Raw genomic sequence first — 26,745 nt, 5'->3', positions numbered from 1 at the left:
TGTGTGACGTTAGTCACGACCAGCATCACTCTTTACGATCATCTCAGGGGTAACAAATCTCGTAACCCTTCGATCGTGGATTGCGATAAGCACCTCCCGCATGAACGCATGAATATCGGTCTCAAGGGATTTGGTTCTGGAAAATACATCAGCGAAGTCACTTTCTATCCAAAACTTATGTTTTTCATCACTGCATAGTTGTATAATTCCTTCAGGAGCATCTTCGGACCAAGCCCATTCTGAATGGACTATTATGTTGCGCTGATGCGCCACTGAGTTGAGACGCTCAGCTAGTCTGATCCACACTTTCTCTAGTGGATCATCCTTGAGAAGTTCTCTGAGGATGCAATTAGTGATGTTTACCCTAGCGTAGTTTGTTTGAGTCTCTTGTATAACTTTGTCCACAATCCAGTTTGGATTGATGCCCCATCCGCCGTCATCTCCTCTTGAACTCCGGCCCATGACTCCTGAAATCATAGACCGCAGCTCAGACTCTAATCTGATCCATGCCAATACAATCAGCCCAATCGCCGCTACGCACTCTGGCCGATGATCTCTCACCCAGGTAGGATTTGGGCTCCACGATTTGACTTTGCGTAGTAGCGGCTGAGGCATCGTAGTTCCCCCTGTCAGATCATTATCTCACCAAGCCACTTAAGAGCAGCCTCAAGGTTCGTCACTGGCTCTTCCCGTGGCTGTAATACCCGGCCTGAGCAGTCCCTCTTAGACTCACACATAAACAACCCCGCCAGGAGATTGCTGTTGTTAAATAGTCAGCCGAGGAAGCTTCCAGGATCGCTGCAAACGGCAGCGGAGCACTTACAGCCTCTTGGGGCCGCCCAACCTCACAAAGCCGGTCAAGCCTCCACCATGCGAGAGCAAGCGGAGTCTTCAAAGAGCTTCTGGCCGCTGAAGACGAGCCTCTTCCATTTGCATCTGCCATCTTAAGCGCAGCGCTTCCGGGTGTGGCTTGTTGGGCAAGGAAGAAAGGCTGCTTTGAGTTACCTGGATGTGTTCGAGAAGATGATCCCGAGCCTCAAACCGCAATGTCTCCGGGTGGATCAGAAGCAAACCCCGATCGAAAGCGCTATGATGGTTGCAGCACAAGACTAGGCCGTTCCGGGGATCATCGGTTCCACCGTGCTCAGCCGGGATAATGTGAGCAGCTTCGAGCATCTCTTGTACGATAAGGCCGCAAGCAGCACACCGTCCGCCGTATCGCTGGAAGACCCTGAACTTGAACCGAGGCTGACCTATGCGAGCCTTAGTGAGTTGCTGCCTGCGGACCTTAGGCCCCACGGGGGTGAACGCTGCCTCCTCAATGCCCTGTTCAGCTATCTCTCCTGGAGCGTCACCGAACGTGACCAAGAACCACCCTTCAGCATCGTCATAGCCTTGGACCCACCCAAGGTGAACCTTTCGTGTGGCGGCACCAGGAGTAGGGTAGGTGACGACAAAGACCGGAAGCCTAAGTCGCATGGCAGCCTTCGTTGCTTCGACCTCCGATTGATCCCGGCCCGGCACCTTAGTTTTCGGGTAGTGATAGATCACACCGTCTTCGCTCAAATCATCCGCGTAGGAGGATCCAGTATGAAGAAGCGAAACTGAGACGCCGCTTGGACTGCCTCCCAAGCCTTTAGTTCGATCTTGATGAACCCAGATGCCCCGGCCGCCGTAGAATATTCGTTGTTCATTTAGCAGCGAGGGGAGATGTACAGGCGCACCGCTAGCTTGGAGGCTTTCCCAGAGGTCTAGGCGTCGCACTCGTTCAGCAACGACATCCAAGCTCTCCATGTCCGGCCCTCCCGCCAGCGGCGCTGTGGTAAGAGCTTAAGGCTTAGCTTAGGGAATGCCCAGGGTAGGTATGCTCGTCTCTTTGACGCTCGCTGCCCTTGCGAGCTTCTCAGCCACGTCCTCAGGCCTCAAGTGGGTGTAGCGCATCAGCATCCGGGTATCGCGGTGGCCGGACATCAGGGCGACCTCAGGGATGCTCAGTCCTGCCTCAAAGAATCTGCTGACAGCCTCGTGTCTGAGATCGTGAAACCGTAGCCCCGGCAGTCCTGCTCGTACCCTCAGGCGCTCCCAAGCCAAGCGAACGGCATTGCCACTGACAGGGAAGACACGAGGGTCAGTCCTAGGCAGCGCCCTCAGTACCTCAATAGCCTTGGGTGTAAGCGCCACCGTCCGAGCGTGGCCGTTCTTGGTGATGGGGAGGTGGGCCGTTCGTTTTTCCAGGCTGACATGGCTCCACAGGAGGGCCAACAGTTCGCCGCGCCTCATGCCTGTCTCGATGGCCAACTCCATGAGAGGCCTCAGGTACCAAGCGTGGGCTGATCCGATGGCGGCGTGGAGCTTCTGTCCTGCCTCTGCCTCAAGGCGCTGATCCCGGGCTCTGGAGGGCTCAGGAAGGGTGACGCTCTGGACAGGGTTGGTCAGCAGCGGTGTACCCCACTCCTTTCGTGCGACCTCAAGGCAGTGCTGGAGGATGGCCAGCTCCCGCCTGACGGTGCCACCCTGTACGACTCTCAGCCTATCGTCACGGTACTGAGAAACAGCCACGGTTGACAGCTTGGCCAGGGGAAGGCCTGCGATAGGGTGCGACCGAATAACCCTCAGCTTGTAGCGCTCCCGGTCTGTCCCACGCTTCTTGACCGTCATCTCCGCCTCATAGCGGGCCAGCAGGTCAGCCACGGTGATACGCTGAAGGTCCTTGGTAGTGGTCGGCAGGTCCGCCCTATCGATCGAGCGCTCTGTTTCCCGGACCCACCGGAGAGCATCAGCCTTCAGGGCGAAGCTTCTTGAGATAGGTGGAGAGCCTTGGCGGCGCACTTGGGCCTGCCAGGATGAACCCCGCTTCCGGATTGTAGCCATTCCCTGTCGTTCCCGTCATCCGGTGTGACACCAGTGTGACAGGTTGACCTTCAGGGTTACCGGTGGTGCGCCTCAATGAGACCTAAGCCATTCACCAGGCTTGCAAGAAACCTGGTGGAGCTGAGGGGATTCGAACCCCTGACCTCCGCAGTGCGATTGCGGCGCTCTCCCATCTGAGCTACAGCCCCTTCCGAGGCGCCGGCCTTGTAGGCTTGGGCGGCTTGGCCTGTCAATTCCGCATCAGCCCCGAGCCGTCGCGCGCGAAGCCGCCGAGCACGTGCACGGGCCGACGAGGACATCGGACCCGCGCATGAACGCCTTTCTCTGGCTCTTCGACACCGTGGTGCAGCTCTACATCTACGTGCTGATCGCGAGCGCGGTCCTGAGCTGGCTCGTGGCCTTCAACGTGGTCAACGTGCGCAACCCGGTCGTCTCCCAGATCGGCGAGGTGCTCTACCGGCTGACCGAGCCGGCGCTGCGGCCGATCCGCAACATCCTGCCCAATCTCGGCGGCGTCGATCTCTCGCCGATCGTCCTCGTCTTGCTGCTGCTCTTCGTCAGCCGCCTCCTGCACGAGTTCATCCCGACGACGAGCACCGTCACCATCCGCTGAGCGCGGCTTGGCGACCCAGAGGACGCGACTGACGCCGATGAAGACCAATCCCGGCCGCTTCTTCGAGGATTACCGCCTCGGCGAGACCATCCGCCATGCCACGCCGCGCACGGTGACGAGCGGCGACGTCGCCCTCTACACGGCCCTCTACGGGTCGCGCTTCGCGGTCCAGTCCTCGGACGCCTTCGCGCGGGCGATCGGCTATCCGCGGAGCCCGCTCGACGATCTCCTCACCTTCCACGTCGTGTTCGGCAAGACGGTGCCGGACATCTCGCTCAACGCGCTCGCCAATCTCGGCTACGCCGAGGGCGGCTTCCGCCGGCCCGTCTATCCCGGCGAGACGCTCTCGACCGTCTCCGAGGTGATCGGGCTCAAGGAGAGCTCGAACCGGCAGACCGGGGTGGTCTACGTCCGCTCGACGGGCTCCGACGAGAAGGGCGAGACGGTGCTGAGCTATTGCCGCTGGGTGCTCGTGCGCAAGCGCGATCCCGAGGCGACGATCGCGCAGGAGCACGTGCCGACCTTCGCCAAGGTCGTCGATCCCTCCGACCTCGCCGGCGCGCTCCCTCCCCTGGATGCCTCGGCCTACGATCTCGAACTCGCCGGGAGCCCTCACCGCTTCGCCGATTATCAGGCCGGCGAGAAGATCGATCACGTCGACGGCATGACGGTGGAAGAGGCCGAGCACCAGATCGCGACCCGGCTCTACCAGAATACCGCCAAGGTGCATTTCGATGCGGTGGCGACCCGCGAGACCAAGTTCGGCAAGCGCCTGATCTATGGCGGCCACGTCATCTCGCTCGCCCGCGCCCTGAGCTTCAACGGCCTCGCCAACGCCTTCGCGCTCGCCGGCATCAATGCCGGCCGCCACGTGGCGCCGCTCTTCGCCGGCGACACGGTCTATGCCTGGAGCGAGGTGGTGGAGAGGGCCGAATTGCCCGGCCGCACCGACATCGGAGCCCTGCGCCTGCGCACGGTGGCGACGAAGAACCAGCCCTGCGGCGCGTACCCGGACCGGCAGGGCGAAGGGTACGACCCCGCCGTGATCCTCGATCTCGACTACTGGGCGTTCATCCCGCGCTGATCCTCAGCCGTCGACGAAGAGCCCCGACACCGCCTGCCGCAGCGGGTTCTCCGGATTGGCCAGCAGCCGCACCGCCATCGCGCAGGCGATGGTGACGAGGAGCGGCCGGATCAGCCGTGCGCCGAGGCGCATCGCCAGGCGCGAGCCCACCTGCGCGCCGAGGAAGGCGCCCGCCGCCATCGCGAGACCGATCGTCCAGACGACGTGGCCCGAGAGCGCGAAGAGCGCCAGGCTGCCGACATTGCTCGCCGCGTTGGCCAGCTTTGTGTGGGCGGTCGCCCGGACCACGCCGAGCCCCAGCAGGGTCACGAAGCCGATCATGTAGAAGGACCCGGCGCCGGGTCCGAACACGCCGTCGTAGAAGCCGACCGCCGGGGCGAGGGTGAGCGCGAAGAAGGCCGGCGTGACCCGCGCGGCCGCGTCCTCGCTGCTCATCCGCCGGGCCGTGGCGAAGTAGAGCGCGATGCCGATGAGCAGCACGGGCACGGCGGCCTCCAGCACCGCGCGCGGCAGCAGGCTCACGCACAGGGCTCCGGCCATCGAGGCGAGGCCGGCGGCGAGGGCGATCTTCCAGGCCTCCGACCAGCGTATCAGTCCGCGTCGGGCGAAGGCGATCGTCGCCGAGACCGTGCCGGCGCTGGCTTGGAGCTTGCTCGTAGCGATGGCCGCGACGGGATCGAGCCCGGCGAGCAGCAGCGCCGGGAGGGTCAGCAGACCACCGCCGCCCGCGATCGCGTCGACGCAGGCCGCCCCCGCCGCGACCGCGAACAGCACGGCGATGAGGCTTTGATCGATTTCCAGCAAAACCTGCCCTCCCCGGCCGGGCCGGCCGGGACCGGACGGCCGCGCTTCTCAGTTGCGCACGATGACCTTCGTGCCGACCCGCGTCCGATCGTAGAGGTCCACGATGTCCCGGTTGGTCATGCGGATGCAGCCGGACGAGACCGCCGCCCCGATCGTCTCGGGCTCGTTCGAACCATGGATGCGGTAGAGCGAGGAGCCGAGATAGAGGGCGCGCGCGCCGAGCGGGTTGTCCTGGCCGCCGGCCATGTAGCGCGGCAGGTCGGGCCGGCGCGCCAGCATCTGTGGCGGCGGCCGCCAGTCCGGCCATTCCTTCTTCATCGTCACGGTCTTCACGCCCGCCCAGGAGAAGCCCTGGCGGCCGACACCGACGCCGTAGCGGATGGCTTGGCCCCCGCCGAGCACGTAGTACAGGCGGCGCTTGCCGGTGGCGATCACGATGGTGCCGGGCTTCTCCCCGCCCGTCCAGGCGACGGTCTCGCGGGGGATCGCCTGTTCCCGGAAGATGTTCATGAAGTCGGCGATCGGGCCGCTGTCGAACGGGCCCGCCGGCGCCGGTTGCGCAGCCGCCACGGCGACGGCGAGCGCGCCGACTTGGAATGCGATTGCGAGACGAGTGCGGCGCTGACGCATGGACTTCCTTTCTGACCGGACGGGCCATCGCCGGCGAAGACGGGATGTCGGGTCCTGTTGAGGGGCTCTGCGGCGGTTCAAGCGGGCCAGGCTTGGCCGCGACGGCCGGGCAGGTCAACCGCCGGCCGCCACGACGCGGCCCGCGCGTGGGATTCCGGCAACGGAATGTTCACCACGCCCGGTGCTCCTACCGAACACGATGGTTCGGAGCTTTGACAGGATGTCGCAGGTCGATTGCAGGCGGCCCAGCCTGCCACCACTGTCACAACCGTGAGATTGCAGCCTTCCATGTCGATCATGCGCCGCTCCTCCCTCGGGGACCTCGCATCGAAGGTGATGGCCCGCGCGAGCCTCGGGCGCGTCGCGCCGTCGCTGCTCGTCTGCCTCTCGATCCTGCTCCTCGTCTTCGCCGTCGCAGCGGATGGCCGTACGGCGCCGACCGAGATGGGCGGAGCATCCGGAGCGGTGATCCAGATGGCCGTGCCGGACGTCCCCGAGCCGGCGTCGCGCTCGTTCGGCATCGCTGCGATCGATGCCGAGGAGGTGGCCGGTGACCCTTGGCAGGGCGCCTCGGCCCATGCAGGGCCGTCGAACCTTGATGCCGGTCGGCGCCTGCCGCGGCCCCAGATCGACCTGGCTTCGATAGCCGACGGGCGCCTTCCGGAGCGCCCTCCCCGCCTCGCGGCCTGAGACGCTCTTCGCGCGATCACATTTCCGCGCGGAGCCGCGGCATCGCCGGCGCATCGTGCGATCTGCCCCACAACCGTCAAGGTCGTGCGCGACGCACCGCGCCGTCCGCCTCTGCGGGGCGGAACGGACGGACTCTTCCCGCGGTGCACCCTGCATCCTACGTCCGGGCCCCGATCACGGTGGCCCGGCGCTTGCCACAGCCACGAGCCGCGCAAGCCGGCTGCGGCGAAGGGCTCGAGATTATCCATGGAACGTTGGCGGCGGCTGCGAATGCGGCCTGCACTGACGAACGCCGCAGGAGCAGATCGATCGTGACGACCCTCATCAACCAAGTCCGCTGGACCTGGCCGGCCTCACTCACCGGTGGCGCCATCCTGCTCGTCCTCTCGGCTTGCAACCAGAAGCAGCAAGGTGCCGCGACCGTGCCGCCGCCGCCGCCCGAGGTCAGCATCGTCACGGTCAAGGCGCAGCCGATCCCCTACCAGCGCGACCTGCCCGGCCGCGTCGCACCCTTGCGGATCGCGGAGGTGCGCTCGCGCGTCGCCGGGCTCGTGATCAAGCGGACCTTCGAGCAGGGCAGCTTGGTCAAGGAGGGCGACGTCCTCTACAAGATCGATCCCGCGCCGTTCCAGGTCGAGCTGCAGAGCGCGGAGGCCGTGCTCGCCCGCACCGAGGCGGCCCTCGTGCTCGCGCAGCAGCAGGCGGACCGGCTCGAGCAGCTGCTCTCGCGCCAGACCGCGAGCCAGGCACAATACGACTCGGCCTATGCCGCGCAGAAGCAGGCGGAGGCGGAGGTCGCCGGCGCCAAGGCGGCCCGCGATCGCGCCAGGCTCAACCTCGGCTACACGGATGTGCGCGCCCCGATCTCGGGACGCATCGGCCGCGCGCTGCTGACGGAAGGTGCGCTGGTCGAGCAGGGCGGGACGGCGAACCTCGCCACGATCCAGCAGCTCGACCCGATCTACGTCGACATCACCCAATCGGTCGGCGAGTTGAACAAGCTCCGGCGCGACCTCGCCAGCGGCGAGCTCTCGCGGCTCGCCAACGATTCCGCGAACGTCCGCCTGATCATGGATGACGGCGCCTTCTATCCTTCCGCCGGCAAGCTCCTGTTCTCCGAGGTGACCGCCGACCCGAGCACCGGCCAGGTCACCCTGCGCGTGCTGTTCCCCAACCCGCAGGACGAGCTCTTTCCCGGCATGTACGTGCGGGCGCGGATCAAGCAGGGCATCGACACCGACGCCATCGCCGTGCCCCAGCAGGCCGTTCAGCGCACCAATGACGGCAAGTCCGAGGTCTGGGTGGTGCGCGAGGGCGACAAGGTCATGCTCCAGCCCGTCGAGGTCGGGCCGGTGGTCGAGAACCAATGGGTCATCCGCGAAGGCCTGAAGCCCGGCGACCGCGTCGTGGTCGAGGGCGTCCAGAAGATCAGCGCGGGAATGCAGGTCAAGCCCGTCGACCCCATGGGGAGCGTCGCCCAGGCGGAGCTCAAGGCCCAGGAACCGGACGGGACCGAGGTGCCTCAGGCGGCACAGCCGGTCGTCGAGGTGCGCTGAGCCATGGCCCGCTTCTTCATCGACCGTCCGGTCTTCGCCTGGGTCATCGCGCTGTTCATCTGCCTGGGCGGCGCCCTCGCGCTCCCGAACCTGCCGATCGCGCAGTATCCGATCATCGCGCCGCCCTCGATCGCGCTGTCCACCGCCTATCCGGGCGCCTCGGTGGAGAACCTCTACACGGGCACCACGCGGCTCATCGAGGATGAGCTGAACGGCGCGGCCAACATCCTCAGCTTCGAATCCGCCAGCGACGGGTTCGGCGTCGTCGAGATCACCGCGCAGTTCCAGCCCGGCACCGATCCGAGCCTCGCCGGCGTCGAGGTCCAGAACCGGCTCAAGCGCATCGAGGCGCGGCTTCCGGCGGAGGTGCGCCAGCAGGGCACCCTCGTGGAGGAGGCCTCCGCCGCGACGCTCCAGATCATCACCATGGTGTCGCCCGACGGCTCGATGGACGAGATCGCGCTCGGCGACTTCCTCATCCGCAACGTCATCAACGAAATCCGCCGCATTCCCGGCGTCGGCCGCGCCACGCTCTACTCCACTGAGCGCAGCCTGCGCGTCTGGATCGACCCCGACAAGCTGCGGGGCCTGTCGCTCAACGCCTCCGACGTCTCGAAGGCGATCACGGCGCAGAACGCGCAGATCGCCTCGGGCGCGGTGGGCGCCCAGCCGAGCCCCTCGACGAACCCGATCAACTTCCCGATCATCGTCAAGGGGCAGATGACGGCGCCGGAGGAGTTCGGCGCGATCGTCCTGCGGGCCAATCCGGACGGCTCCAACGTGCGCCTGCGCGACATCGCGCGGATCGAGCTCGGCGGCGAGGATTACAAGTTCACGACCCGGCTCAACGGCGGCGAGGCAGCCGGCATTTCCGTGACGCTCGCGCCCGACGGCAACGCCCTCCAGACGGCCTCGGCCATCCGCGCCAAGATGGAGGAACTGTCCCAGTTCTTCCCCTCCAACGTGAAGTGGGACATTCCCTACGACATCACCCCGGCCGTGAACGCCTCGATCAAGAAGGTCTTCATGACCTTGATTGAGGCGGTCGTGCTCGTCTTCGTGGTGATGTACCTGTTCCTGCAGAACATCCGCTACACGCTGATCCCGACCATCGTCGTGCCGATCGCGCTCATGGGCACCTGCCTGGTGATGCTGCTCTCGGGCTTCTCGGTGAACGTGCTGACGATGTTCGGCATGGTGCTCGCCATCGGCATCCTCGTCGACGACGCCATCGTCGTCGTCGAGAACGTCGAGCGCATCATGAACGAGGAGGGCCTCTCCCCGAAGGAGGCCACCAAGAAGGCGATGAGCCAGATCACCGGCGCCATCATCGGCATCACGCTGGTGCTCGTCGCGGTGTTCATCCCGATGGCCTTCTTCCCCGGCTCGGTGGGCATCATCTACCGGCAGTTCTCGATCGCGATGGTGACCTCGATCGCCTTCTCGGCGCTGCTCGCGCTCACCCTGACGCCGGCGCTCTGCGCGACCCTGCTCAAGCCCGTCGAGAAGGGGCACGGCCACGCCAAGGGCGGGGTCTTCGGCTGGTTCAACCGCCTCGTCGACCGCGAGACCGCGCGCTACGGCCGCGGCGTCTCGGCCCTCATCGCACGGTCGGGCCGCGTGATGGTGATCTACCTCATCCTCGTCGCCGGCCTCGCCTACGCCTTCGTGCGGATGCCCGAGGGCTTCCTGCCGGTGGAGGACCAGGGCTTCTTCACCGTCGACATCCAGACGCCGCCCGGCTCCTCGTTCAACCGCACGGCCGCCGCCGTGAAGAAGGTCGAGGAGCACCTGCTCGCGCAGCCCGGCGTGGCGACCGTGACGATCGTCAACGGCTTCTCGTTCTCGGGCCAGGGCCAGATGACGTCCCAGGCCTTCGTGACCCTGAAGCCCTGGAGCGAGCGCGACGCGGCCAACTCCGCGGCCAAGCTCGTGGAGGGCACCAACAAGGCGCTCTCGGGCTACCGCGACGCGGTGATCCAGGCGCTCGAACCGCCGCCGATCGACAACCTCGGCAACGCCTCAGGCTTCTCGTTCCGCCTGCAGGATCGGGCGCAGAAGGGCTACTCGGCCCTGATGGCGGCGCAGGAGCAGCTGCTTTCGCTCGCCAAGAAGAGCCCCGTGCTCCAGAAGGTCTATGTCGAGGGCCTGCCGCCGGCACCCCAGGCCGAGCTCGTCATCGACCGCGAGAAGGCGGCGGCGCTCGGCGTCAGCTTCGAGGAGATCAACCAGACGATCCAGGTCAATCTCGGCTCCGTCTACACCAACGACTTCCCGAACCGCGGCAAGATGCAGCGCGTGATCGTCCAATCCGAGGACCTCCAGCGTCTGCAGGCCACCGACCTCCTGAATTACGGGGTCAAGAACGCGCAGGGCACGATGGTGCCGATGTCGTCCTTCGCCGACCTGAAGTGGAGCGTCGGCCCGGCCCAGATCATCGGCTTCAACGGCTATCAATCGGTGCGCATCACCGGCGAGCCGGCGCCGGGCTACACCTCCGGCGACACCATCGCCGAGATGGAGCGCCTGATGCAGCAATTGCCCAAGGGCTTCGGCTACGCCTGGACCGGGCAGTCGCTGCAGGAGAAGCAGGCGGGCAGTCAGGCCACCCTGCTCCTCGCGCTCTCCGTGCTGATCGTGTTCCTGTGCCTGGCCGCGCTCTACGAGAGCTGGTCGATCCCGTTCTCGGTGCTGCTGGTCATCCCGCTCGGCGTCGTCGGCTCGGTGGCGGCGGTCTACCTGCGCGGCATGCCCAACGACGTCTACTTCAAGATCGGGCTCATCACGATCATCGGCCTGTCGGCCAAGAACGCGATCCTGATCGTCGAGTTCGCCAAGGACCTCTGGAAGCCCGGCACCTCGATCGTCGATGCCACCATCGAGGCGGCGACGCTGCGCTTCCGCCCGATCGTCATGACCTCGCTGGCCTTCATCTTCGGCGTCGTGCCACTCGCCATCGCCACCGGCGCCGCCTCGAAGAGCCAGCAGGCGATCGGCACCGGCGTGATGGGCGGCATGATCTCGGCGACCGTGCTGGCGGTGCTGTTCGTGCCGGTGTTCTTCGTCGTCGTGATGCGCTTCTTCCGGCGCAAGGACGTGGAAGAGGGCTTGAAGCCGGAGGCTGCTCCGGAACCGGGCGGCCATCCCGCCCCGGCGGAGTAGCAGTCGCTTCCCTCCCCCTTGTGGGGAGGGATCGAGGGTGGGGGTGGTTCCGCCTAGTGAGCGGCAGGGTCACCCAGCCACCCCCACCTCCAACTCCTCCCCACAAGGGGGAGGAGAGGTGCGCCTCAGATCTCGCGCGAGATCATCATCTTTTTGATCTCGGCGATCGCCTTGGCCGGGTTCAGATTCTTCGGGCAGGTGTTGGCGCAGTTCATGATCGTGTGGCAGCGATACAGCCGGAACGGATCGTGGAGCGCGTCGAGGCGCTCGCCCGTGTTCTCGTCGCGGCTGTCGATCAGCCAGCGATAGGCCTGCAGCAAGGCGGCGGGTCCGAGGAAGCGGTCGCCGTTCCACCAGTAGCTCGGGCAGGACGTGGTGCAGCAGGCGCACAGGATGCACTCGTAGAGCCCGTCGAGGCGGGCGCGGTCCTCCGGCGTCTGCTTCCACTCGCCCTCGGGGGCCGGCGTCTCGGTCTGGAGCCAGGGCTCGATCGAGGCGTGCTGGGCGAAGAAGTTCGTGAGGTCCGGCACGAGGTCCTTGATCACGGGCATGTGCGGCAGGGGATAGATCCGCACCGCGCCGGTCTTCTTGCCCTTGGCGTGCTCCTGGCACTCGTCGATGCCCATGGTGCAGGCGAGCGCGTTCTGGCCCTCGATGTTCATGGCGCAGGAGCCGCAGATGCCCTCGCGGCAGGAGCGGCGGAAGACGAGCGTTGAATCGACCTTGGCCTTGATCCAGAGGAGCGCGTCCAGCACCATCGGCCCGCAATCGTCGCGGTCGACCTGGTAGGTGTCGACTCGCGGATTGGCGCCGTCATCCGGGTTCCAGCGATAGATCCGGAACTCTTGGAGGTTGTTGGCCCCCTGTGGCCGGGGCCAAGTCTTGCCCTCGGTGACTTGCGAGTTCTTGGGTAGGGTAAACTGGGCCATAATTGGCGTGCCTATGTCCTTGTAAAAGTCGCAATCTGACGAGGAGCGGACCTATTCGTCAGTAAACCCGCGCCTTCGGCTCGATGTACTGGATCTCGTTCGACATCGTGTAGGTGTGCACCGGCCGGTAATCGATGCTGACCTGCTTCGAGGTGTCGTCCATCCAGGCGAGGGTGTGCTTCATCCACTCCTTGTCGTCGCGATCGGGGAAGTCCTCGCGGGCATGCGCGCCGCGGCTCTCCTTGCGGTTGGCTGCCGATTCCATGGTCACCACCGCCTGACCGATCAGGTTGTCGAACTCGAGCGTCTCGAGAAGGTCGGTGTTCCAGATCAGCGAGCGGTCCTGGATGCCGATGTCAGCCGTGCCGGCGGCGACCTTGTGGATGAGGCTCTTGCCCTCCTCCAGAACCTCGCCGGTGCGGAAGACGGCGCAATTGTTCTGCATCGTCTTCTGCATCTCGGCGCGCAGCACCGCGGTGGGCGTGCCGCCGTTCGCGTAGCGGAAGCGGTCGAGGCGGCCGAGGGCCCTCTCGGCCGAGCCCTTGGGCAGATCCATCTGCCGGGCGTTCGGCTCGACGATCTCGGCGCAGCGCAGGCCCGCGGCGCGGCCGAACACCACGAGGTCGATCAGCGAGTTCGAGCCCAGCCGATTGGCGCCGTGGACGGAGACGCAGGCCGCCTCGCCGAGCGCCATCAGGCCCGGCACCACCGTGTCCGGGTTGCCGTTCTTCAGGGTCAGCACCTCCCCGTGATAGTTCGTGGGGATGCCGCCCATGTTGTAATGGACCGTCGGCAGGACCGGGATCGGCTCCTTGGTGACGTCGACGCCCGCGAAGATCTTCGCGGATTCCGAGATGCCCGGCAGGCGCTGGTGCAGGATTTCGGGATCAAGATGGTCGAGGTGCAGGTAGATGTGGTCGCTGTTCTTGCCGACGCCGCGGCCGGCCCGGATCTCCATGGTCATCGAGCGCGAGACCACGTCGCGCGAGGCGAGGTCCTTGGCCGACGGCGCGTAGCGCTCCATGAAGCGCTCGCCCTCGGAATTCGTGAGGTAACCGCCCTCCCCGCGGGCGCCCTCGGTGATGAGGCAGCCGGCGCCGTAGATGCCGGTGGGATGGAACTGCACGAACTCCATGTCCTGCAGCGGCAGGCCGGCGCGCAGCACCATGGCGTTGCCGTCGCCGGTGCAGGTATGGGCCGAGGTCGCCGAGAAGTAGGAGCGGCCGTAGCCGCCGGTGGCGAGCACCGTCATCTGGGCGCGGAAGCGATGGATCTCGCCCGACGCCTGGTCGATGGCGATGACGCCGAGGCAGCGGCCCTCGTCGTCCATGATGAGGTCGAGGGCGAAGTACTCGATGAAGAAGTTGGTCTGGTACTTCACCGCCTGCCCGTACAGGGTGTGGAGCATGGCGTGGCCGGTGCGATCGGCCGCCGCGCAAGTGCGCTGGGCCGTGCCCTTGCCGTACTCGGTGGTCATGCCGCCGAAGGGCCGCTGGTAGATCTTGCCTTCCTCCGTCCTGGAGAAGGGCACGCCCCAATGCTCGAGCTCGTAGACGGCGGCCGGCGCGTTGCGCACGAGGTACTCGATCGCGTCCTGATCGCCGAGCCAGTCCGAGCCCTTGACGGTGTCGTACATGTGCCAGCGCCAATCGTCGGGGCCCATGTTCCCGAGCGAGGCCGAGATGCCGCCCTGCGCCGCCACGGTGTGCGAGCGCGTCGGGAAGACCTTGGTGATGCAGGCGGTGCGCAGGCCGGCCTGGGAGCAGCCCACGGTGGCGCGCAGGCCCGCACCGCCGGCGCCGACGATCACCACGTCGAAGGTGTGATCGTGGATGGTGTAGGCGGGCGTGCCGCCGTTCGTTCCGTTGCTGGCCATTGGCGAAATTCCTCGAAGTTCCGGGGGCTCAGACCATGCGGCCCAGGCTCACGCGAAGGATCGCGTAGAGGCAGGCCACCGCGATGAGCACGGCGTAGAAGTTGTTCGCGAACAGGGCGATCAGCTTCCATCCCCTGTCGTGGACGTAATCCTCGATGATCACCTGCATCCCGATCCTCATGTGGAGCGTCACCGAGATCACGGCGAGGATCAGGATGAGCGCAACGACAGGGTGCGACACCAGGGCGACCGCCTCCGGATAGGCGCGGCCCGACATCATCGCGATGATCACGACGAAGCCGAGGATCAGGAACGGGTTCGCGGCCGCGGTGAGCCGCTGCATCCACCAATGGCTGGCGCCGTGGCCCGAGGCGCCGAGCCCCTTTACCCGGGCGCGCGGCGTCCGCATCGTGACGGCGGTGTTCTGGCGGTTGTCGACCATTGTCCGCTCCTCAGCGAAGGACGAGGGCGAGCGCCCAGATCAGGATGGTGAGCAGGGTCGAGCCGATCAGGGTGCCCCGCGACAGCCAGAGGCGCCGTTCGCGGTCGAGCCCGTGGCCGAAATCCCAGATGAAGTGGCGCAGGCCCCCCAGCATGTGGTGCATCAGGATCCAGGTGTAGACGAACAGCACTAGGCGCCCGACGATCGAGCCGAAGAACCAGGCGACCCAGTCGTAGGCCGCGGGCCCCGAGGCCAGGGCGACGAGCCAGATCGCGACGAGGGCGATGCCGGCGTAGAGCGCGGTGCCGGTGATGCGGTGGAACACCGACATCGCCATGGTCCAGGTCCAGCGGTAGATCTGGAGGTGGGGCGAGAGCGGCTGGGCGACCGTGGGGCGGACGGTGGGGGCCATCGGCGTCAGAATCCTCGGCTCGAAGAAGGGTGCAGGCGGGAACGCGCGCGGAAGTTCCCCGGATCGCGTCCAGGGAGGTATCGGCCCGGCGCGACCGGGCAAGCGGGGTTCGGGGTGCGGCGCGTCGTCATGCCAGCCGCCCCAGGACGCGCCACCACAGGTAATCGAGGGGCGCGATGACGACGAGGGAGAGGGCGCCGACGATGGCGGTCGCGCGCGTCGCCGCGCCGAACGGCACCCCGCCGAGCCCCATCGCTAGCACGATCGGCGGCGCCTGATAGGGCAGGAACAGGGCCGAGTAGCCGACCACCTGGGCCATGACGACGCTCATGAGGTCGAGCCCGCTCGCCTGCGACATCTCCCCGGCGAGCGCCGTGTAGAGGGCCGGCGCGCCGTTGGCGGTCACCGCGAAGGCGAGGAGCGTGGCGAGGAGGACGAGCACCCCGAAATTCTGGGCGTCGGCGCCGGGCGCCAGGGGCGCGACGCCGAGGAGCGCGTGGCCGAGCCGCGCCCCGAGGCCCGTCTCCGCGACGACCGCGATGAGGCCCAGCAGCGCGGCGACGTAGAAGCAGGTGCGCAGGTTGACCGCGGCGAAGGCCTCGGCGGGCAGCACGCCGATGCGTGGCGCCAGGCAGAGCACGGCCGCCGCGAGGCCGATCCAGGCCGGCGCGATGCCGTGGAGGCCGTCCGTGACCCAGAGCGCCAGGGTCGCGGCGAGGATGACGGAGAGACGCCACTCCCGCGCCGAGAGCGGCGCCGGCTCCGCGAGGGCCGCCGCCGGGCCGGCGAGCCGGTCGGGGAAGAGGCGCACGAGCGCGATCGTGAGCACGACGCCCTTGGCCAGCGCGAGCACCGGGGCGTGCAGGAGCAGGTAGGGCAGGTAGGCGATGTGAAGGCCCAACTGCGTCTCCGCGGTGCCGGCCATCACGAGGTTGGGCACGTTGGCCGGCAGGATCGCGGCCGAGAGCAGCGGCGTCGCGAGCCCGACCGCCATCACCGCGCCCCAGCGGCCGGGCCGTCCGGGGGCGAGGCCGAAGGCGTCGCAGAGCGCCAGCACCACGGGGATCAGGAGCATGATGCGCCCGAGATTGGAGGGCATCACGAAGGAGAGCAGGAAGGACAAGGCGACGAGACCGCCGATGAGGCGGGGATAGGAGCCCGAAAGGCTGCCGCTCAGGGTGCGGGCGAGGCGGTCGCCGAGGCCGGTCCGGGTCATCGCGAGCCCGACCACCATGCCGCCGAGGACGAGCCAGAAGGCGGACGAGGCGAAGCCCGAGAACACCGTCGCGGGCTGCGCGAGCCGCAGGAGCATCGCGACCGCGAAGAACAGCAGCGCCGCGACGATCTCCGCGACCAGTCCGCTCGCCCAGAGCCCCATGCAGAGGACGAGCAGGAGCGCGGTCGCGACGACCAGACCCTCTCCGCTCAGGAGCCCCGCTGCCTGCATGCCCTCGATCCGTCTTCGACCCTCGCGCCGGCAGGAATTCCATGCCGCAACGCAGGATAGAAGCCGAATTGGAACCGTTCGCAATACGGAAGATCGGGACTCAGCCTTCGCGTGGGACGAAGGGTGGGACGTCGGCCTGAAGCCGCGCGGGCCGGCTTGGCGACCGCGCGGCGCCGGTGGAGCCGACCTACTTGTTCAGGTCCTGGGCCGCCTTCAGGTGGTGCTCGAGGTGCGGCTGGTGCTTGGCGGCGAAGGCCTTCAGCTCGGCGTTCTCGCCCTCGGCGGCGTAGCGCTTGTAGAGATCGACGGCGTTCTTGTGCGCGGTCACCTGCTCGCTGTGGTATTGCTTGGTGAAGTCCGCGCCCTTCAGGGTCTTGAGCGAGTCGAGCTTCGCCTGATGCGTGGTGTCGAGCCCCGTCGGGATCTGGGCCTGGACCTTGCCGCCCTCGACCAGGGCCTTGAGCTCGCCCGTGGTCTTCTCGTGGTCGGCGATCATCTGCTTGGCGTAGGCCTTCGTCGCGTCATCGGATTGCTCCAGGGCGAGCTGGCTCGACTGGATCTCGAACATGTCGCTGATCCCGGCCTGCGTCACGAAATCGGCCGTGGACGGGCTGATCCCGAGCAGCGAGTTCGCGCCGGACTTCTCGCCGAGCGACTGGGCCAGGGCCGGTCCCGTCAAGGCGAGGCACAGGGCGATGGCGGCAAGCTTTCTCATGATCCGACTCCTTTGAACCTTCGGTGCAGAGAAACATCCGATCACCGGCACTGTTCCTGTCCGCCGGCGCCCATCCTCGGGACCACCCCGTCGTCTTTCGTGCCCGAGCGGTTTCCTTGGGGCAGCCGGACGTCGAGCCTCAGCCTTCCGCGCCGACACTCCTCACCCGGCATTCAGGTGAGGAAGCGCACAGCGGGGGGGATACATGCTGTGCTCATGTGCTCAGCTTCACGGTTGGAGGACATCATGTCTGACGTCCACGAGCAGCTCGTCGCGGCGCTTCGGGTCATCATCGCGCAGAACGGCGATCCTTGGTCGGTGATCGGTCATGCCATCGAGGACATGGAGCGCGAGCAGTTCCGGCCCCTCGCCGCGACCGAGGACGAGCGGCCGGGTCCTTACTCGCCAAACGCGCTCTCGATCTATGCCGAGCGGCGGCACTGACCGCGGAACTTGGAGATGGAGCCGGCCCGAGGCTCGAGCGGAGGCGTCGGTAAGGTCCGCGTCCCGCGCAAAGGCCCGATGGATCGCGGGCGGTCATACCCGATGCCTGAGCAGCGGTAGGAAGGGCCCGCGAGCGATCCGCCCCTCGACGAGCAGCTGAGGCTTGGGCCTGAGGCCCTGACCACGCCGTTGGCGGCTTCGGTGAGGATCGGCGTCCTCGCTCCAGCGGAAGCCTTCGTCTCCGGCGCAAGCCTGAAGAGCAAGCCCACTTCGCTAAGGTCTCTGACCGAGAACAGAAAAATGGTGAGCGCGCTGGGGCTCGAACCCAGGACCTACAGATTAAAAGTCCATTTCAGGCCTATTTCACCGCCGCTTAAATCAGTGCATCGTCGCTCATTCAAATCGCGTAATTGATAACGCTTGACGCGCAATGATCGCTCATTCATCACTCATGGGGTAACACGGCAAGGCACGCTGTGCCCGCTACCCCTGCGTTACCCGGGCGGATCGGCTGATCCTGATCGCGAAGGTCCTCACGGGTAGTAGAGGGATGTAGTGTGGCCGCGTTCACCGCCCGCAGCATCGAGCATGCGAAGGCCGACCCGAGTAAGCGGCTCGAGCTTCCCGATAGCGCCCTCCCCGGCTTTTACCTCGTCATCCAGCCGAGTGGCGCCAAGAGTTGGGCGGTGCGCTACAGGGCGGCCGGCAAGCCGCGGAAGTACACTCTGGGGCCTTACCCTCGCCTGAGCCTCGGTGATGCTCGTGAGAGCGCGCGGAAGGCGCTACAGGCCGTTTCCGAAGGGCGTGATCCCGCTGGCGAGAAAGCGACCGCACAGATTGAGCAGGCGGCCGTCGTCAACATGCGGTTTGGCACGGTCGCAGCGGATTTCATCACGCGGTATGCCAAACCTAGGAACCGGACTTGGCGTCAGACGGAGGTATTTCTCACAGAGGGTGACCTTTCTCCTTGGCAGGGGAAGGATATCCGCACCATCGGCCGGCGCGAGATCCTGAACGCCATCGACGCCGTGGTGGAGCGCGGCGCCACGATTCATGCGAACCGACTGTTCGCTGCCCTGCGCCGGTTCTACGCCTGGACCGTCGAACGGGGCGTGCTCGAGGTTTCACCAATGGCGGGGCTCAAGCCGCCCTCCCCTGAAATTGCACGCGACCGCGTGCTGACCGACGACGAGCTCGTCGCCATCTGGAAAGCGGCCGAAGAGATTGGCAAACCCTTTGGGCAAGCTGTTCAGATCTTGATTCTGACGGGCCAGCGCCGATCCGAGGTGCTGGAGGCGGATTGGCGAGAATTTGACTTTCTGGCCTCCACTTGGACGCTCCCTCGAGAGCGGGCCAAAAATGACCGGGCGCACGTCGTCGCTCTCGCGCCTCGAGCCGTCAGCATATTATCTGCCCTACCGCGCATCGGCAAAGAACCTCGGTTTGTCTTCACGACCAACGGCAAGACGCCATTCTCTGGCGTGAGCAAAGCGCACGACCGGCTCAACCGGCTAGCGGCGGCTAAGATGCCCGAAGGGCAGATCTTGGCGCCCTGGCGGCTCCACGACCTACGGCGAACCTTCGCGAGTGGATGTGCTCGCCTCGGCGTTCCAGTGCACGTCGTGGAGAAGGCGCTGAATCACACGTCAGGCACTTTCGGCGGGATCGTTGGGGTCTACCAACGCCACGACTTCGCGGACGAACGAAGGCGAGCAATGGAATTGTGGGCCGCGCATCTCGACGGGCTAGTTTCCGGAGTAGCCAAAGTCGTACGACTGGAAAGGCGCGCGTCATGAACTTCGATGAAGAACTTACAGATGTATTTTCGGCGGATCAGCGGGCACGTCTTAAAGCTGCTCTCAATTTGACGAGCGAAATCGAAGTCGATTCCGCCTCGATCGCTATCGCTGGATTGCTGCTTGGTTATTTCTTAAAACTCGCTGCAAAAAATAGGATTCCAACTAGGGTCAAGTCGAAGCAAAAACTTTTGCAAATAGCCGCTGCAGCGCGGAAACTCAATATATTGCTTTCTGATTTTACGCTCACACGTAACGTAACTGCCGGACTTGAGGAAGCTGATTTGCTGCCACCTGAGTTAGCAAAAATATTTTATCGCCGGCCTTTGTGGGGTACGGACGATTTAAACGTGCACGATATGCCAGGACTTCTTCAAAATATCGACACCAACGCAACTAGACTCGCTACGAACGACCGAAGTTTCAGTTTCCATTACATGTTGCCCACGATGCAGGAGGCTAACAGAGACTTCGATGCGACAGTCTTATGGCCCCGTCTTTTCAAGTTCTGGGAATTAGCGGGCAATAAGGTCGCGTCGACCCCAGATGGCCCGACATTTCGTTTTCTCACGCTCATCCATGAGGTGGCGCAAATTAAAGGGCCGAACCCCGATTCGCTTCGATCCGCGTGTGAAAGGTGGCGGACTGACCCGATGCGGAAGCGAAAAGAAGATGTCCCTTGGGCCGCTTGAATCGCTTTTTTGAATTTTGCTCGCGATACCTGACGGTCAAAAGCGCGGATATCTAAACGGTCGCCCATAAGCAAACGGGAGCGACCGATGAGCGACACAGAGAATTGGCTTAACAGCAGCGAGGTTCGCGCTCGCTATAGAATTTCGGCGGCAACATTAAATCGCTGGGACCGAGATAAAGAGTTGGGCTTTCCTCAGCCGATGGTGATCAATCGGCGCAAGCTCTATCCCCTCACGCAGCTTGAAACTTGGGAGCGATCACGTGCTTCGGCTGCTCGTCGGAGCGCGGCATGAGCAACGTTCGCCAGCAAGTTCGCGCGGCGATCGTCGCTTGCATGAGCAACGCTATTGCTGAAGGGCGCGACCCCTGGGGCGCCGCGAGAGCAGAGTTTCCTGGCACTCCGATGGGAGTGCTCGGTGAAGCTTTCGGTGATGCCATGAATGCTGAGGAGGAGGCATGGTGGCAGACTGTTGAGCGCACCATTGATGTCGAGGTGATCCGTAGCGCTATCGCTGGTGCAGGTGGATCATGAGCGCGATCATCCTCCCGTTTCCCCGTGCCCGCGATCGGCGGTTCATCCGTCGACACGCTCTGCACATGGCGCAGGCGAGCACTACGGCGAAGGCCGAAGCACAGCCACGAAGGTAGCAGCCGCCGCCCGGCAGTTAGCCGACTCGGATCGCGAGCATGTTCGAGAAGCGACTGTAATCGCTCAAAAGCTGAGGCCGAAGCTGGCGAGCTGTAGAACCGTTTCTGAGATTTTCGCGCACCCCCAAAATCGAAGCAAATACCTCCGTTCCCCCTAACTGTGGGGCCTCTAAATGTCTTGGCTGGGTACATGCTCGCGGACAGCGCGACGGCCTCGCTGAGATCATCACCAGCATTTTGAGATCGGCCGCAGACCGCGGCTGTGCGGCCCGGCGCTCTCCGGGAATGAGAACGGCTGAGGAAACGCCTGCACGCGCCCCTCAGCCTCGCCACGGATCCTCGAGGAGTCACCGATGACTGAACCAGGAAGTAGCATGATCCGGCCAACCGAGCAGGTGGGACCTGTTACGCGCGCCATTGCGGCGATGAGGAACGACAATGAGGTGAAACGCAGCAAGCGCATCATTCCACCACAGAGCATCGGCGCTGGCTTCGTCGTGATCAGGCGGGCCTCGAAGACGGGTGCGCTAAGGTCGATCGGCAAGCGTCCCTATGAGCATCCGGATCTAGGGACAGCCGAGGAGGAGGCGCGGCGCCTTGCAGAACGCTTTGGTGACAGCTTCGACGTCTTCGAACGCCGATTGAGCATTCGGGCACCGGAGCGACCTCTGGAGTCCGTAGCAGAGCCTGCCGCCTCGACTGTTCCGCTGACGGCGCTCGAGCCAGAGCAGATCGAGAGAACGGCCGTATCAGCCCCATAGCGTCCACCTGTCGAGGTCGAGCGTCGTGCTCGGCGAGCCATCATTCGCGGAGGGCGGAGCTAATGGGCACGATCGTACCAGCACCCTGGAACTTCGGTGGCTCCGATCAGCAAAAAAGGGCTGAAGCCCGCTCAGAAGCCCACAGGGCGATTGCTGAGGCGTTCCACAATCGCGATGAATTGCTCGAACTCTCGAGCGCCGCATACCGCGGACCGCTCGAATTAGCCCGACGCCTCCAGCGCAGCGATCACGGTGTCCTATCCGATAGCCAGGACATGACGTTGCACCAATGGTGGGGCGTCCTCTACGGCGAAGGCACGGTTCCGGAGGACCCTTATCCGGTGTCCTATTGCTACGAGATCCAGCGCATCGCCCCGTTCGTCGCATCGCTGCACTGAAAGGAACCGGCCGCATGACGAAGCGAGAGCGGACATTCAAAGGCGGCTTGAACGGTCTCGCTCAGCGCAAGCTGACGATGAAGGGCTATCGGTCCGAAACTCAGCCCGTCATCGAATTGCGCATCTTCGACCAAGCCCGCGGCCGGTCTGATCACATCGACCTGAGCATCCCACAGGCGCGGCAGACCCTGCGCTTGCTCCTCGACGCAATCGAGGCCGCTACCGGCACTGCCTGCCACGACAGGACAGACCCGTCTCATTCCGCTGGTCGTGAGCCGGCGGGAGAGGCCATGCCTGATGTCGAACTCAAAGCGCAAACCTAAGCCTCACCTGTCTGGTGAGATCGCCAATCTATTCCGCATCCTGAAGGCGATGGATTGTGACGAGTCCGTGCGGGACGCGGATTTCCGGATCGCCTACCGAATTGCCCAGGCGCGAAACAGTGAGACAGGATGGGCCAAGATCAGCGACGCCTTGTTGGTCGACGAGCTGCCGCGGACGGACACCAAAAAGCTCCGGAAATTCCGGCGCCGAATGGAGGCAGCGAATTGGATTAAGACCGTCGAGGGCGAGCGGGGTCGGCCGACCCTCTATTTTTTCCTCGAGGACAATGTCGCGGCAATTGAAACGGCCAATAATCAGGCCTCGGAAAAACGACAGGCTGAATTCGCCTTGAAGCAAATTCAGGAGCAGACCGCCCTGAAGGCTGCCGCTTTAGGGGTGAGAATTGACCCGGTAACCGGCGAGGTGCGAGAGCCTTTAGGGGGTAAAAACTCCCCCCTCAATAAGGCAGGAAAAACGTGCCCAGATAAGGGGTCTGTGGAACCCCCCTCTCTACCTCAGAGGTCTACCTCAGAAGATACTCTACCGAGGGAGGATGTGACTCAGGAGGCTGGTACCTCTGAACAATGCTGCCATGAGTGCGGTGCGCCCGGCTGGATCCGGTGTTCGCATACTGGTGAGATCCGATGCCAGGAATGCGACGAGGACATGTTCCCGCTATTTCGAGGCGAATTAATTCAGCCTGCGAAAAAGGCATCAACCGTTGACCTCAGGTGCGTGGACTGTGGCGATGCCGGAAGCATCCGAGATCATGGCGCTATTCGCTGTGATGAGTGCGAGGACGACAGTCAGCCCTTTCCAGGGGCGCCTGTTCCCTCGGTTGAGGTGAAGGACAATTCGGCTGCGTCGACCCGCGATGCGTACGAGCGAGTGTCCCGAGGATCGTGAAACGGCAATCGGGAAGATCTTCCCGATTGTGCCTGCCTCGGCCACGTTAGGTGCGCCCCAAGGGCACATCCAAATACCGTCGACAGCGGTAATTCTGCCTCACGCACGTTTGGACAGGCACGCGGGCAGCTCGCAATGGGCTACCTGGACCAGCATCGCTGACTCGTCGCAGCAAGACGTAAGTCGGAATTAGCTCAGCACCGAATTAGCGGGTCGAATTCCAAATGTCGCTGCTAGCGGCATTTAACGGGCATCCGAATTAATTCACGCCCGAATTCGAATTCGCAATTAGAACCCCAGGCCTAATTCAAATGGCTGGAGTCCAGATTGGACTCGACCAAGCAACCGTGCAATTCTGAACGTGTAAACGACGTGCGTTCAGGAGCGGACAGTGTCCCTCGTTTTATATCGCGGCAAGCTTCATCTGGGATCGGTTGTCCGTAGCCGGGCCGGTACCGTGTACGCCTACTCGCACGAAGGCGAAGCAATTGGGCAATTCGCGGACATCGATGCCGCCGCGGCCGCACTGTCCAGCCTCATCACGGCCTGAGGCGTCAAGAGGTTCAGGCTTCGAATTAATTGGCATTTTTGAGGGGCTGGAATGAGGTCTCCGATTAGGAAATTCGATTTAATTGACAAGGACAATTGAAATGAAGCGCCCGCGCCTTCGTCAGATCAAACCGCTGTTGACCCCAATCGACACGCGAACCGTCAAGCCCTTCAATACCCGCAGCTATAAGGCACGCCTGCAGGCGGACCCCTCACTGAAGTTCTACAGCTCGGCGCCCTGGCAGCAATTCCGCGCGACCGTAATTGCAGAGAGAGGACGACGCTGTGAGGCCTGCGGCACCACTCCCAATACCGTCTACCTCGATCACGTCGAGGAACAGCGAGACGGCGGAGCCCCACTCGATAGGAGCAACGTGCAGGTGCTCTGCGGAAGCTGCCACCAGAAAAAGAGCATCCGAGCGCGGATGACCCGCTTTGCGATGGACTGAGGGGTACCGGGGGGCGAAAAGTCTGGCGGTCCTTTAGGGGCTCATCACAGGGACCGTCACGCGCAGATTTTTTTTATTCCCAAGGTCCGAAATTTCGGGGGGGCGTCTGAATTTAATTTCCCGGGCATTCCGGAATTCGAATGCCCGGCGGGCCAATCGCGAGATTGATGATCAACGGCTGAGCCTCAGGCTGGGGTCGCAACGTGGCCTGTTGGAAGGTTCAGGTCAGTGCCTGGGGGTGCGGAGAGGGTGTGCCGGAATAGGTCTCGCGGAAGTTTGGCCGGCGACAGCTCCGCGCTGATTGTGTTGAAAAACTCGGTGGCGGCACTTTTCAGTGCATGCGCCCTACCGCAGAGAGGAACAATCTTCCCTTAACAGGATTTCTTTTACCCCAGCGAGCAAATCTTCAGGAGCTTGGTGGAAAGTTCTTCTGCGCTGAGCTACGTCGCAGGAGCCGCTCCGACCGCCTCCCGAGTTTTTCAACACAATCCGCTGGAAGCGGACATTCAGCTTTCGAACCAACCTCGTTGTATCAGCAGCGCCTTATCGTCCTGAGAAGCAGCCTCTCGCGGGTCGAGCGCTCTGGAACAGAGCGTCTCGACCTTAACGGCTGGACGTTCTACCAGCTGGGCGCGGTCGAGCTTGACCCATCCTCAAGCTTCTGCACGGATTGCTACGCTCTCATCCATATGACGGATGGACAGCGCGGGGGTGCAGAGCGAGTGTTCAGCCCAGCTGTGCGCCAATGTCCGAGCTCGCCTCTGAGGCTCGGCGGCCCTTCTTCGAGAGACGTCTGATGACCCTTCAGGTCCGGTTTCAGCCGGTCACCGCAGCCACCCAGCAGGCGCACGAGCCGGCCCAGCTCGTCTGGGTCGATCAGCACCTGGCCGCCCTGCTCGTGCCCGCCGAGGTCGGCTGGTTCCTGCAGGTTGGCTTCGGCCGCTGCGAGGGCGAGGGCGTACTTTTCTCCACCCTTGCGGCAGCAGACGATTGGGTGCGCGCCCGCATGCAGGAGGGTGCGGCCCTGCCCGTGACGTAGCGCAAGCAGAGTACTGAGCCAGAGCGGAGAGCACAGGCGCGCAGCAAGGCAGGTCTTGCCTCGCTCAGGTTGTCGCGGCAGGGAGGCAGGGGGAGCGACGCCTTGCATGCTGATTGGCCTACCGTTGCTGGAGACGCTCAACCGCATGGGGTGTGGTGGGCTCATCCTGACAACGGACGGCGAGGTCTCCGCGCTCAACGAGCGGGCCAGGGTCCTCCTGCAGCGGGAGCTGGACTTACCAGAGGAGATCGTTACCGCCCTGCCTGAGACAGGTCGTGCGGTGATGAAGGCGCTGCTCTCACGCGCTGAGACCCGCTTCCGCCTTGATGCGGAGAGCTGGGTGCAGCTGAGCCGGCCTGGTCAGCGGGCTCTGGTGCTGCAAGCGATGCCGCTGCCTCAGGCGGGGCTGGCAGGTCCGCACACGGTGGTGATCCTGATTGATCTTGATGAGCTGCCGCCGGTCAGGCCGGCAACCTTGGAGGCGATGTTTGGCCTGACGCCGGCTGAGGCGCGGCTGGCGGTCCTGCTGACATGTGGGGCCACGCCGAGCGAGGTCGCGCGCAGCCAGGGGCTCAGCGTGGCGACCGTGCGTTCGCAGCTCGGAGCGATCTTCGTCAAGACGCGCACACGCCGGCAGTCTGAGCTCGTGGCGCTGGTTGCCCGCCTCTCGATCCTGCCCTGAGACGGGTCAGCCACAGCCTTAACAATACGTAAAAAAACCGGCTGGCATCATTCATATGAATGATGCGCCCCTATTGGTTCGCCTCTAACAATCGGAACGGGCTGAACTGTTACCGGCGATTCGGGTCAAGCCGCTCGCCTGAAAACAGAACTGATGCGGGCAAATTCCCATGGCGACGCTGTTTATTCCGAGCGACTATCCGACGATCCAGGCTGCTCTGGCTGTTGCTGCGCCCTACGATGAGCTTTGGCTCGGGGCCGGATACGCTAACGAAACAGCGGCAATTGACGTCGAAGGTTTGAGCCTCTGGGGTGACGAGACCAACACGGGCATCGTGCTCACCTTGACTGGCGCTGTTCACAGCATCGCGTTGAATGGTGGAGCGCCCATTGCTGTCACTGGTGGCGGGGGCAACGATTTTGTTGCAGGCGGCAGTGGCGGCAATTCCCTTACAGGTGGTGAGGGCGACGACTACCTGTCGGGCGCTGGTGGCGACGACACGCTCATAGGTGAGGCGGGCAACGACTACCTTCAGGGTGACGCGGGCAACGACGCGCTCTCAGGTGGGGCAGGCAACGACTATCTACAGGGCAATGCTGGCAACGACACGCTGGAGGGTGGGGACGGCGAGGACGACTTCTTTGACCACGAGGGCGCAAACACCCAATCTGGTGGCGAGGGCGCGGACCAGTTCTACGCTGTGTCCTTCGGCGCGGGGCAGGACACACTCACGGGCGGAGCAGGTCGGGACACCTACGACCTGAACTGGTACGCCTCCGACACGGCTCGGGTAGCGGACGTGGTGACGGACTTCGCCACCGGCAC

The 26,745-nt window shown here is 64.3% G+C and carries 30 protein-coding genes and 1 tRNA gene; 19 read left to right on the top strand and 12 right to left on the bottom strand.

Going from position 1 to position 26,745, the window contains the following annotated elements:
- Nucleotides 1-9: 9 nt before the first annotated feature.
- The 4 genes from MFF55_RS00815 to MFF55_RS00805 all read right to left on the bottom strand — a co-directional run bounded on the left by MFF55_RS00815 (nt 10) and on the right by MFF55_RS00805 (nt 3,059).
- Nucleotides 10-477: a hypothetical protein gene (locus MFF55_RS00815; RefSeq protein ID WP_238242143.1), complete on the bottom strand. Its 468-nt coding sequence runs from the start codon at nt 475-477 to the stop codon at nt 10-12.
- 414 nt (nt 478-891) lie between these two features.
- Entirely contained in the window at nt 892-1,479 is a 588-nt protein-coding gene (locus MFF55_RS27040; protein WP_373874684.1) for an HNH endonuclease, read from the bottom strand.
- Between the two features lie 363 nt (nt 1,480-1,842).
- Nucleotides 1,843-2,691 carry a tyrosine-type recombinase/integrase gene (locus MFF55_RS00810; protein ID WP_238242140.1) on the bottom strand — a complete coding sequence of 283 codons (849 nt, stop codon included), beginning with the start codon at nt 2,689-2,691 and terminating at the stop codon, nt 1,843-1,845.
- 292 nt (nt 2,692-2,983) lie between these two features.
- A tRNA-Ala gene (locus MFF55_RS00805) sits at nt 2,984-3,059 on the bottom strand.
- Between the two features lie 122 nt (nt 3,060-3,181).
- Between MFF55_RS00805 and MFF55_RS00800 the strand changes: the two genes are divergently transcribed.
- Together MFF55_RS00800 and MFF55_RS00795 are read left to right on the top strand one after the other, a co-directional pair.
- The gene (locus MFF55_RS00800; protein ID WP_238242138.1) at nt 3,182-3,484 is read left to right on the top strand and encodes a YggT family protein; all 303 of its coding nucleotides are present in this window, start codon (nt 3,182-3,184) and stop codon (nt 3,482-3,484) included.
- Between the two features lie 37 nt (nt 3,485-3,521).
- On the top strand, nt 3,522-4,568 hold the full coding sequence (locus tag MFF55_RS00795) for a MaoC family dehydratase (RefSeq protein ID WP_238242136.1): 1,047 nt from the start codon (nt 3,522-3,524) through the stop codon (nt 4,566-4,568).
- Between the two features lie 3 nt (nt 4,569-4,571).
- Here the strand turns inward: MFF55_RS00795 and MFF55_RS00790 are convergent, their stop codons facing one another.
- Entirely contained in the window at nt 4,572-5,372 is an 801-nt protein-coding gene (locus tag MFF55_RS00790; RefSeq protein WP_238242135.1) for a TSUP family transporter, read from the bottom strand.
- A 48-nt stretch (nt 5,373-5,420) separates the two neighbouring features.
- Entirely contained in the window at nt 5,421-6,002 is a 582-nt protein-coding gene (locus MFF55_RS00785; protein ID WP_238242132.1) for a L,D-transpeptidase, read from the bottom strand.
- Between the two features lie 288 nt (nt 6,003-6,290).
- Here MFF55_RS00785 and MFF55_RS00780 point away from each other — a divergent pair, with 288 nt between their 5' ends.
- From MFF55_RS00780 to MFF55_RS00770, 3 genes are all read left to right on the top strand, one after another.
- Nucleotides 6,291-6,692, top strand: a complete 402-nt coding sequence (locus tag MFF55_RS00780) for a hypothetical protein (RefSeq protein WP_238242129.1) — start codon at nt 6,291-6,293, stop codon at nt 6,690-6,692.
- 311 nt (nt 6,693-7,003) lie between these two features.
- Nucleotides 7,004-8,248, top strand: a complete 1,245-nt coding sequence (locus MFF55_RS00775; RefSeq protein ID WP_238242128.1) for an efflux RND transporter periplasmic adaptor subunit — start codon at nt 7,004-7,006, stop codon at nt 8,246-8,248.
- A gap of 3 nt (nt 8,249-8,251) precedes the next feature.
- Nucleotides 8,252-11,410 (top strand): multidrug efflux RND transporter permease subunit, encoded by a 3,159-nt coding sequence (locus MFF55_RS00770; RefSeq protein WP_238242127.1) that lies wholly within the window; start codon nt 8,252-8,254, stop codon nt 11,408-11,410.
- Nucleotides 11,411-11,535: 125 nt separating this feature from the next.
- Here MFF55_RS00770 and MFF55_RS00765 read toward each other — a convergent pair whose 3' ends face one another.
- From MFF55_RS00765 to MFF55_RS00740, 6 genes are all read right to left on the bottom strand, one after another.
- Nucleotides 11,536-12,339, bottom strand: coding sequence for a succinate dehydrogenase iron-sulfur subunit (locus tag MFF55_RS00765; protein ID WP_238242124.1), 804 nt, complete (start codon nt 12,337-12,339; stop codon nt 11,536-11,538).
- A 58-nt stretch (nt 12,340-12,397) separates the two neighbouring features.
- Nucleotides 12,398-14,215, bottom strand: a complete 1,818-nt coding sequence (gene sdhA, locus MFF55_RS00760) for a succinate dehydrogenase flavoprotein subunit (RefSeq protein WP_238242123.1) — start codon at nt 14,213-14,215, stop codon at nt 12,398-12,400.
- 28 nt (nt 14,216-14,243) lie between these two features.
- The gene (gene sdhD, locus MFF55_RS00755) at nt 14,244-14,657 is read right to left on the bottom strand and encodes a succinate dehydrogenase, hydrophobic membrane anchor protein (RefSeq protein WP_238242122.1); all 414 of its coding nucleotides are present in this window, start codon (nt 14,655-14,657) and stop codon (nt 14,244-14,246) included.
- 10 nt (nt 14,658-14,667) lie between these two features.
- Nucleotides 14,668-15,069: a succinate dehydrogenase, cytochrome b556 subunit gene (gene sdhC, locus MFF55_RS00750; RefSeq protein ID WP_238242119.1), complete on the bottom strand. Its 402-nt coding sequence runs from the start codon at nt 15,067-15,069 to the stop codon at nt 14,668-14,670.
- A gap of 127 nt (nt 15,070-15,196) precedes the next feature.
- Nucleotides 15,197-16,516 (bottom strand): SLC13 family permease, encoded by a 1,320-nt coding sequence (locus MFF55_RS00745; RefSeq protein ID WP_238242116.1) that lies wholly within the window; start codon nt 16,514-16,516, stop codon nt 15,197-15,199.
- Nucleotides 16,517-16,703: 187 nt separating this feature from the next.
- Entirely contained in the window at nt 16,704-17,231 is a 528-nt protein-coding gene (locus MFF55_RS00740) for a DUF4142 domain-containing protein (RefSeq protein WP_238242112.1), read from the bottom strand.
- Nucleotides 17,232-17,477: 246 nt separating this feature from the next.
- On the opposite strand from MFF55_RS00740, the gene MFF55_RS00735 reads away from it, so the two are divergent.
- The 14 genes from MFF55_RS00735 to MFF55_RS00675 form a co-directional block, all read left to right on the top strand.
- Entirely contained in the window at nt 17,478-17,675 is a 198-nt protein-coding gene (locus MFF55_RS00735) for a hypothetical protein (protein WP_238242110.1), read from the top strand.
- Nucleotides 17,676-18,232: 557 nt separating this feature from the next.
- Entirely contained in the window at nt 18,233-19,471 is a 1,239-nt protein-coding gene (locus MFF55_RS00730) for a tyrosine-type recombinase/integrase (RefSeq protein ID WP_238242109.1), read from the top strand.
- Entirely contained in the window at nt 19,468-20,163 is a 696-nt protein-coding gene (locus MFF55_RS00725; RefSeq protein WP_238242108.1) for a hypothetical protein, read from the top strand. The genes MFF55_RS00730 and MFF55_RS00725 overlap by 4 nt, the downstream gene beginning before the upstream one ends.
- Before the next feature lie 87 nt (nt 20,164-20,250).
- Nucleotides 20,251-20,457 (top strand): DNA-binding protein, encoded by a 207-nt coding sequence (locus MFF55_RS00720; RefSeq protein WP_238242107.1) that lies wholly within the window; start codon nt 20,251-20,253, stop codon nt 20,455-20,457.
- Nucleotides 20,454-20,696, top strand: a complete 243-nt coding sequence (locus MFF55_RS00715; RefSeq protein ID WP_238242105.1) for a YceI family protein — start codon at nt 20,454-20,456, stop codon at nt 20,694-20,696. Before MFF55_RS00720 ends, MFF55_RS00715 begins: the two co-directional genes overlap by 4 nt.
- The gene (locus MFF55_RS27325) at nt 20,693-20,812 is read left to right on the top strand and encodes a DUF6074 family protein (RefSeq protein ID WP_465263334.1); all 120 of its coding nucleotides are present in this window, start codon (nt 20,693-20,695) and stop codon (nt 20,810-20,812) included. The genes MFF55_RS00715 and MFF55_RS27325 overlap by 4 nt, the downstream gene beginning before the upstream one ends.
- Nucleotides 20,813-21,186: 374 nt before the next feature.
- Nucleotides 21,187-21,573, top strand: coding sequence for a hypothetical protein (locus tag MFF55_RS00710; RefSeq protein ID WP_238242104.1), 387 nt, complete (start codon nt 21,187-21,189; stop codon nt 21,571-21,573).
- A gap of 62 nt (nt 21,574-21,635) precedes the next feature.
- Nucleotides 21,636-21,971 carry a hypothetical protein gene (locus MFF55_RS00705; RefSeq protein WP_238242102.1) on the top strand — a complete coding sequence of 112 codons (336 nt, stop codon included), beginning with the start codon at nt 21,636-21,638 and terminating at the stop codon, nt 21,969-21,971.
- Between the two features lie 14 nt (nt 21,972-21,985).
- Nucleotides 21,986-22,294 carry a hypothetical protein gene (locus MFF55_RS00700; RefSeq protein ID WP_238242100.1) on the top strand — a complete coding sequence of 103 codons (309 nt, stop codon included), beginning with the start codon at nt 21,986-21,988 and terminating at the stop codon, nt 22,292-22,294.
- The gene (locus MFF55_RS00695) at nt 22,269-23,201 is read left to right on the top strand and encodes a hypothetical protein (protein ID WP_238242098.1); all 933 of its coding nucleotides are present in this window, start codon (nt 22,269-22,271) and stop codon (nt 23,199-23,201) included. The genes MFF55_RS00700 and MFF55_RS00695 overlap by 26 nt, the downstream gene beginning before the upstream one ends.
- A gap of 650 nt (nt 23,202-23,851) precedes the next feature.
- Nucleotides 23,852-24,199, top strand: coding sequence for an HNH endonuclease (locus tag MFF55_RS00690; protein WP_238242096.1), 348 nt, complete (start codon nt 23,852-23,854; stop codon nt 24,197-24,199).
- 796 nt (nt 24,200-24,995) lie between these two features.
- Nucleotides 24,996-25,238 carry a hypothetical protein gene (locus MFF55_RS00685; protein WP_238242095.1) on the top strand — a complete coding sequence of 81 codons (243 nt, stop codon included), beginning with the start codon at nt 24,996-24,998 and terminating at the stop codon, nt 25,236-25,238.
- A 124-nt stretch (nt 25,239-25,362) separates the two neighbouring features.
- Complete coding sequence (locus tag MFF55_RS00680; protein WP_238242094.1) at nt 25,363-25,920, top strand: helix-turn-helix transcriptional regulator; 558 nt, start codon at nt 25,363-25,365, stop codon at nt 25,918-25,920.
- Between the two features lie 169 nt (nt 25,921-26,089).
- Nucleotides 26,090-26,745, top strand: a 656-nt coding sequence (locus MFF55_RS00675; protein ID WP_283206683.1) for a calcium-binding protein, incomplete at its 3' end; no start/stop codon positions are given.

The organism is Methylobacterium iners (assembly GCF_022179305.1).
Taxonomy (GTDB): Bacteria; Pseudomonadota; Alphaproteobacteria; order Rhizobiales; family Beijerinckiaceae; genus Methylobacterium; species Methylobacterium iners.
The sequence above is the reverse complement of the archived record's forward strand: the minus strand, read 5'-3'. Positions and strand labels throughout refer to the sequence as shown.

Excerpts from the sequence above, each read along its gene's own strand:
- MFF55_RS00815 (WP_238242143.1), bottom strand. The coding sequence starts at position 477 with ATGATTTCAGGAGTCATGGGCCGGAGTTCAAGAGGAGATGACGGCGGA.
- MFF55_RS27040 (WP_373874684.1), bottom strand. The coding sequence starts at position 1,479 with ATGCGACTTAGGCTTCCGGTCTTTGTCGTCACCTACCCTACTCCTGGT.
- MFF55_RS00800 (WP_238242138.1), top strand. The coding sequence starts at position 3,182 with ATGAACGCCTTTCTCTGGCTCTTCGACACCGTGGTGCAGCTCTACATC.
- MFF55_RS00795 (WP_238242136.1), top strand. The coding sequence starts at position 3,522 with ATGAAGACCAATCCCGGCCGCTTCTTCGAGGATTACCGCCTCGGCGAG.
- MFF55_RS00785 (WP_238242132.1), bottom strand. The coding sequence starts at position 6,002 with ATGCGTCAGCGCCGCACTCGTCTCGCAATCGCATTCCAAGTCGGCGCG.
- MFF55_RS00780 (WP_238242129.1), top strand. The coding sequence starts at position 6,291 with ATGTCGATCATGCGCCGCTCCTCCCTCGGGGACCTCGCATCGAAGGTG.
- MFF55_RS00770 (WP_238242127.1), top strand. The coding sequence starts at position 8,252 with ATGGCCCGCTTCTTCATCGACCGTCCGGTCTTCGCCTGGGTCATCGCG.
- MFF55_RS00765 (WP_238242124.1), bottom strand. The coding sequence starts at position 12,339 with ATGGCCCAGTTTACCCTACCCAAGAACTCGCAAGTCACCGAGGGCAAG.
- sdhA (WP_238242123.1), bottom strand. The coding sequence starts at position 14,215 with ATGGCCAGCAACGGAACGAACGGCGGCACGCCCGCCTACACCATCCAC.
- sdhD (WP_238242122.1), bottom strand. The coding sequence starts at position 14,657 with ATGGTCGACAACCGCCAGAACACCGCCGTCACGATGCGGACGCCGCGC.
- sdhC (WP_238242119.1), bottom strand. The coding sequence starts at position 15,069 with ATGGCCCCCACCGTCCGCCCCACGGTCGCCCAGCCGCTCTCGCCCCAC.
- MFF55_RS00745 (WP_238242116.1), bottom strand. The coding sequence starts at position 16,516 with ATGCAGGCAGCGGGGCTCCTGAGCGGAGAGGGTCTGGTCGTCGCGACC.
- MFF55_RS00740 (WP_238242112.1), bottom strand. The coding sequence starts at position 17,231 with ATGAGAAAGCTTGCCGCCATCGCCCTGTGCCTCGCCTTGACGGGACCG.
- MFF55_RS00735 (WP_238242110.1), top strand. The coding sequence starts at position 17,478 with ATGTCTGACGTCCACGAGCAGCTCGTCGCGGCGCTTCGGGTCATCATC.
- MFF55_RS00725 (WP_238242108.1), top strand. The coding sequence starts at position 19,468 with ATGAACTTCGATGAAGAACTTACAGATGTATTTTCGGCGGATCAGCGG.
- MFF55_RS00720 (WP_238242107.1), top strand. The coding sequence starts at position 20,251 with ATGAGCGACACAGAGAATTGGCTTAACAGCAGCGAGGTTCGCGCTCGC.
- MFF55_RS00715 (WP_238242105.1), top strand. The coding sequence starts at position 20,454 with ATGAGCAACGTTCGCCAGCAAGTTCGCGCGGCGATCGTCGCTTGCATG.
- MFF55_RS27325 (WP_465263334.1), top strand. The coding sequence starts at position 20,693 with ATGAGCGCGATCATCCTCCCGTTTCCCCGTGCCCGCGATCGGCGGTTC.
- MFF55_RS00710 (WP_238242104.1), top strand. The coding sequence starts at position 21,187 with ATGATCCGGCCAACCGAGCAGGTGGGACCTGTTACGCGCGCCATTGCG.
- MFF55_RS00705 (WP_238242102.1), top strand. The coding sequence starts at position 21,636 with ATGGGCACGATCGTACCAGCACCCTGGAACTTCGGTGGCTCCGATCAG.
- MFF55_RS00700 (WP_238242100.1), top strand. The coding sequence starts at position 21,986 with ATGACGAAGCGAGAGCGGACATTCAAAGGCGGCTTGAACGGTCTCGCT.
- MFF55_RS00695 (WP_238242098.1), top strand. The coding sequence starts at position 22,269 with ATGTCGAACTCAAAGCGCAAACCTAAGCCTCACCTGTCTGGTGAGATC.
- MFF55_RS00690 (WP_238242096.1), top strand. The coding sequence starts at position 23,852 with ATGAAGCGCCCGCGCCTTCGTCAGATCAAACCGCTGTTGACCCCAATC.
- MFF55_RS00685 (WP_238242095.1), top strand. The coding sequence starts at position 24,996 with ATGACCCTTCAGGTCCGGTTTCAGCCGGTCACCGCAGCCACCCAGCAG.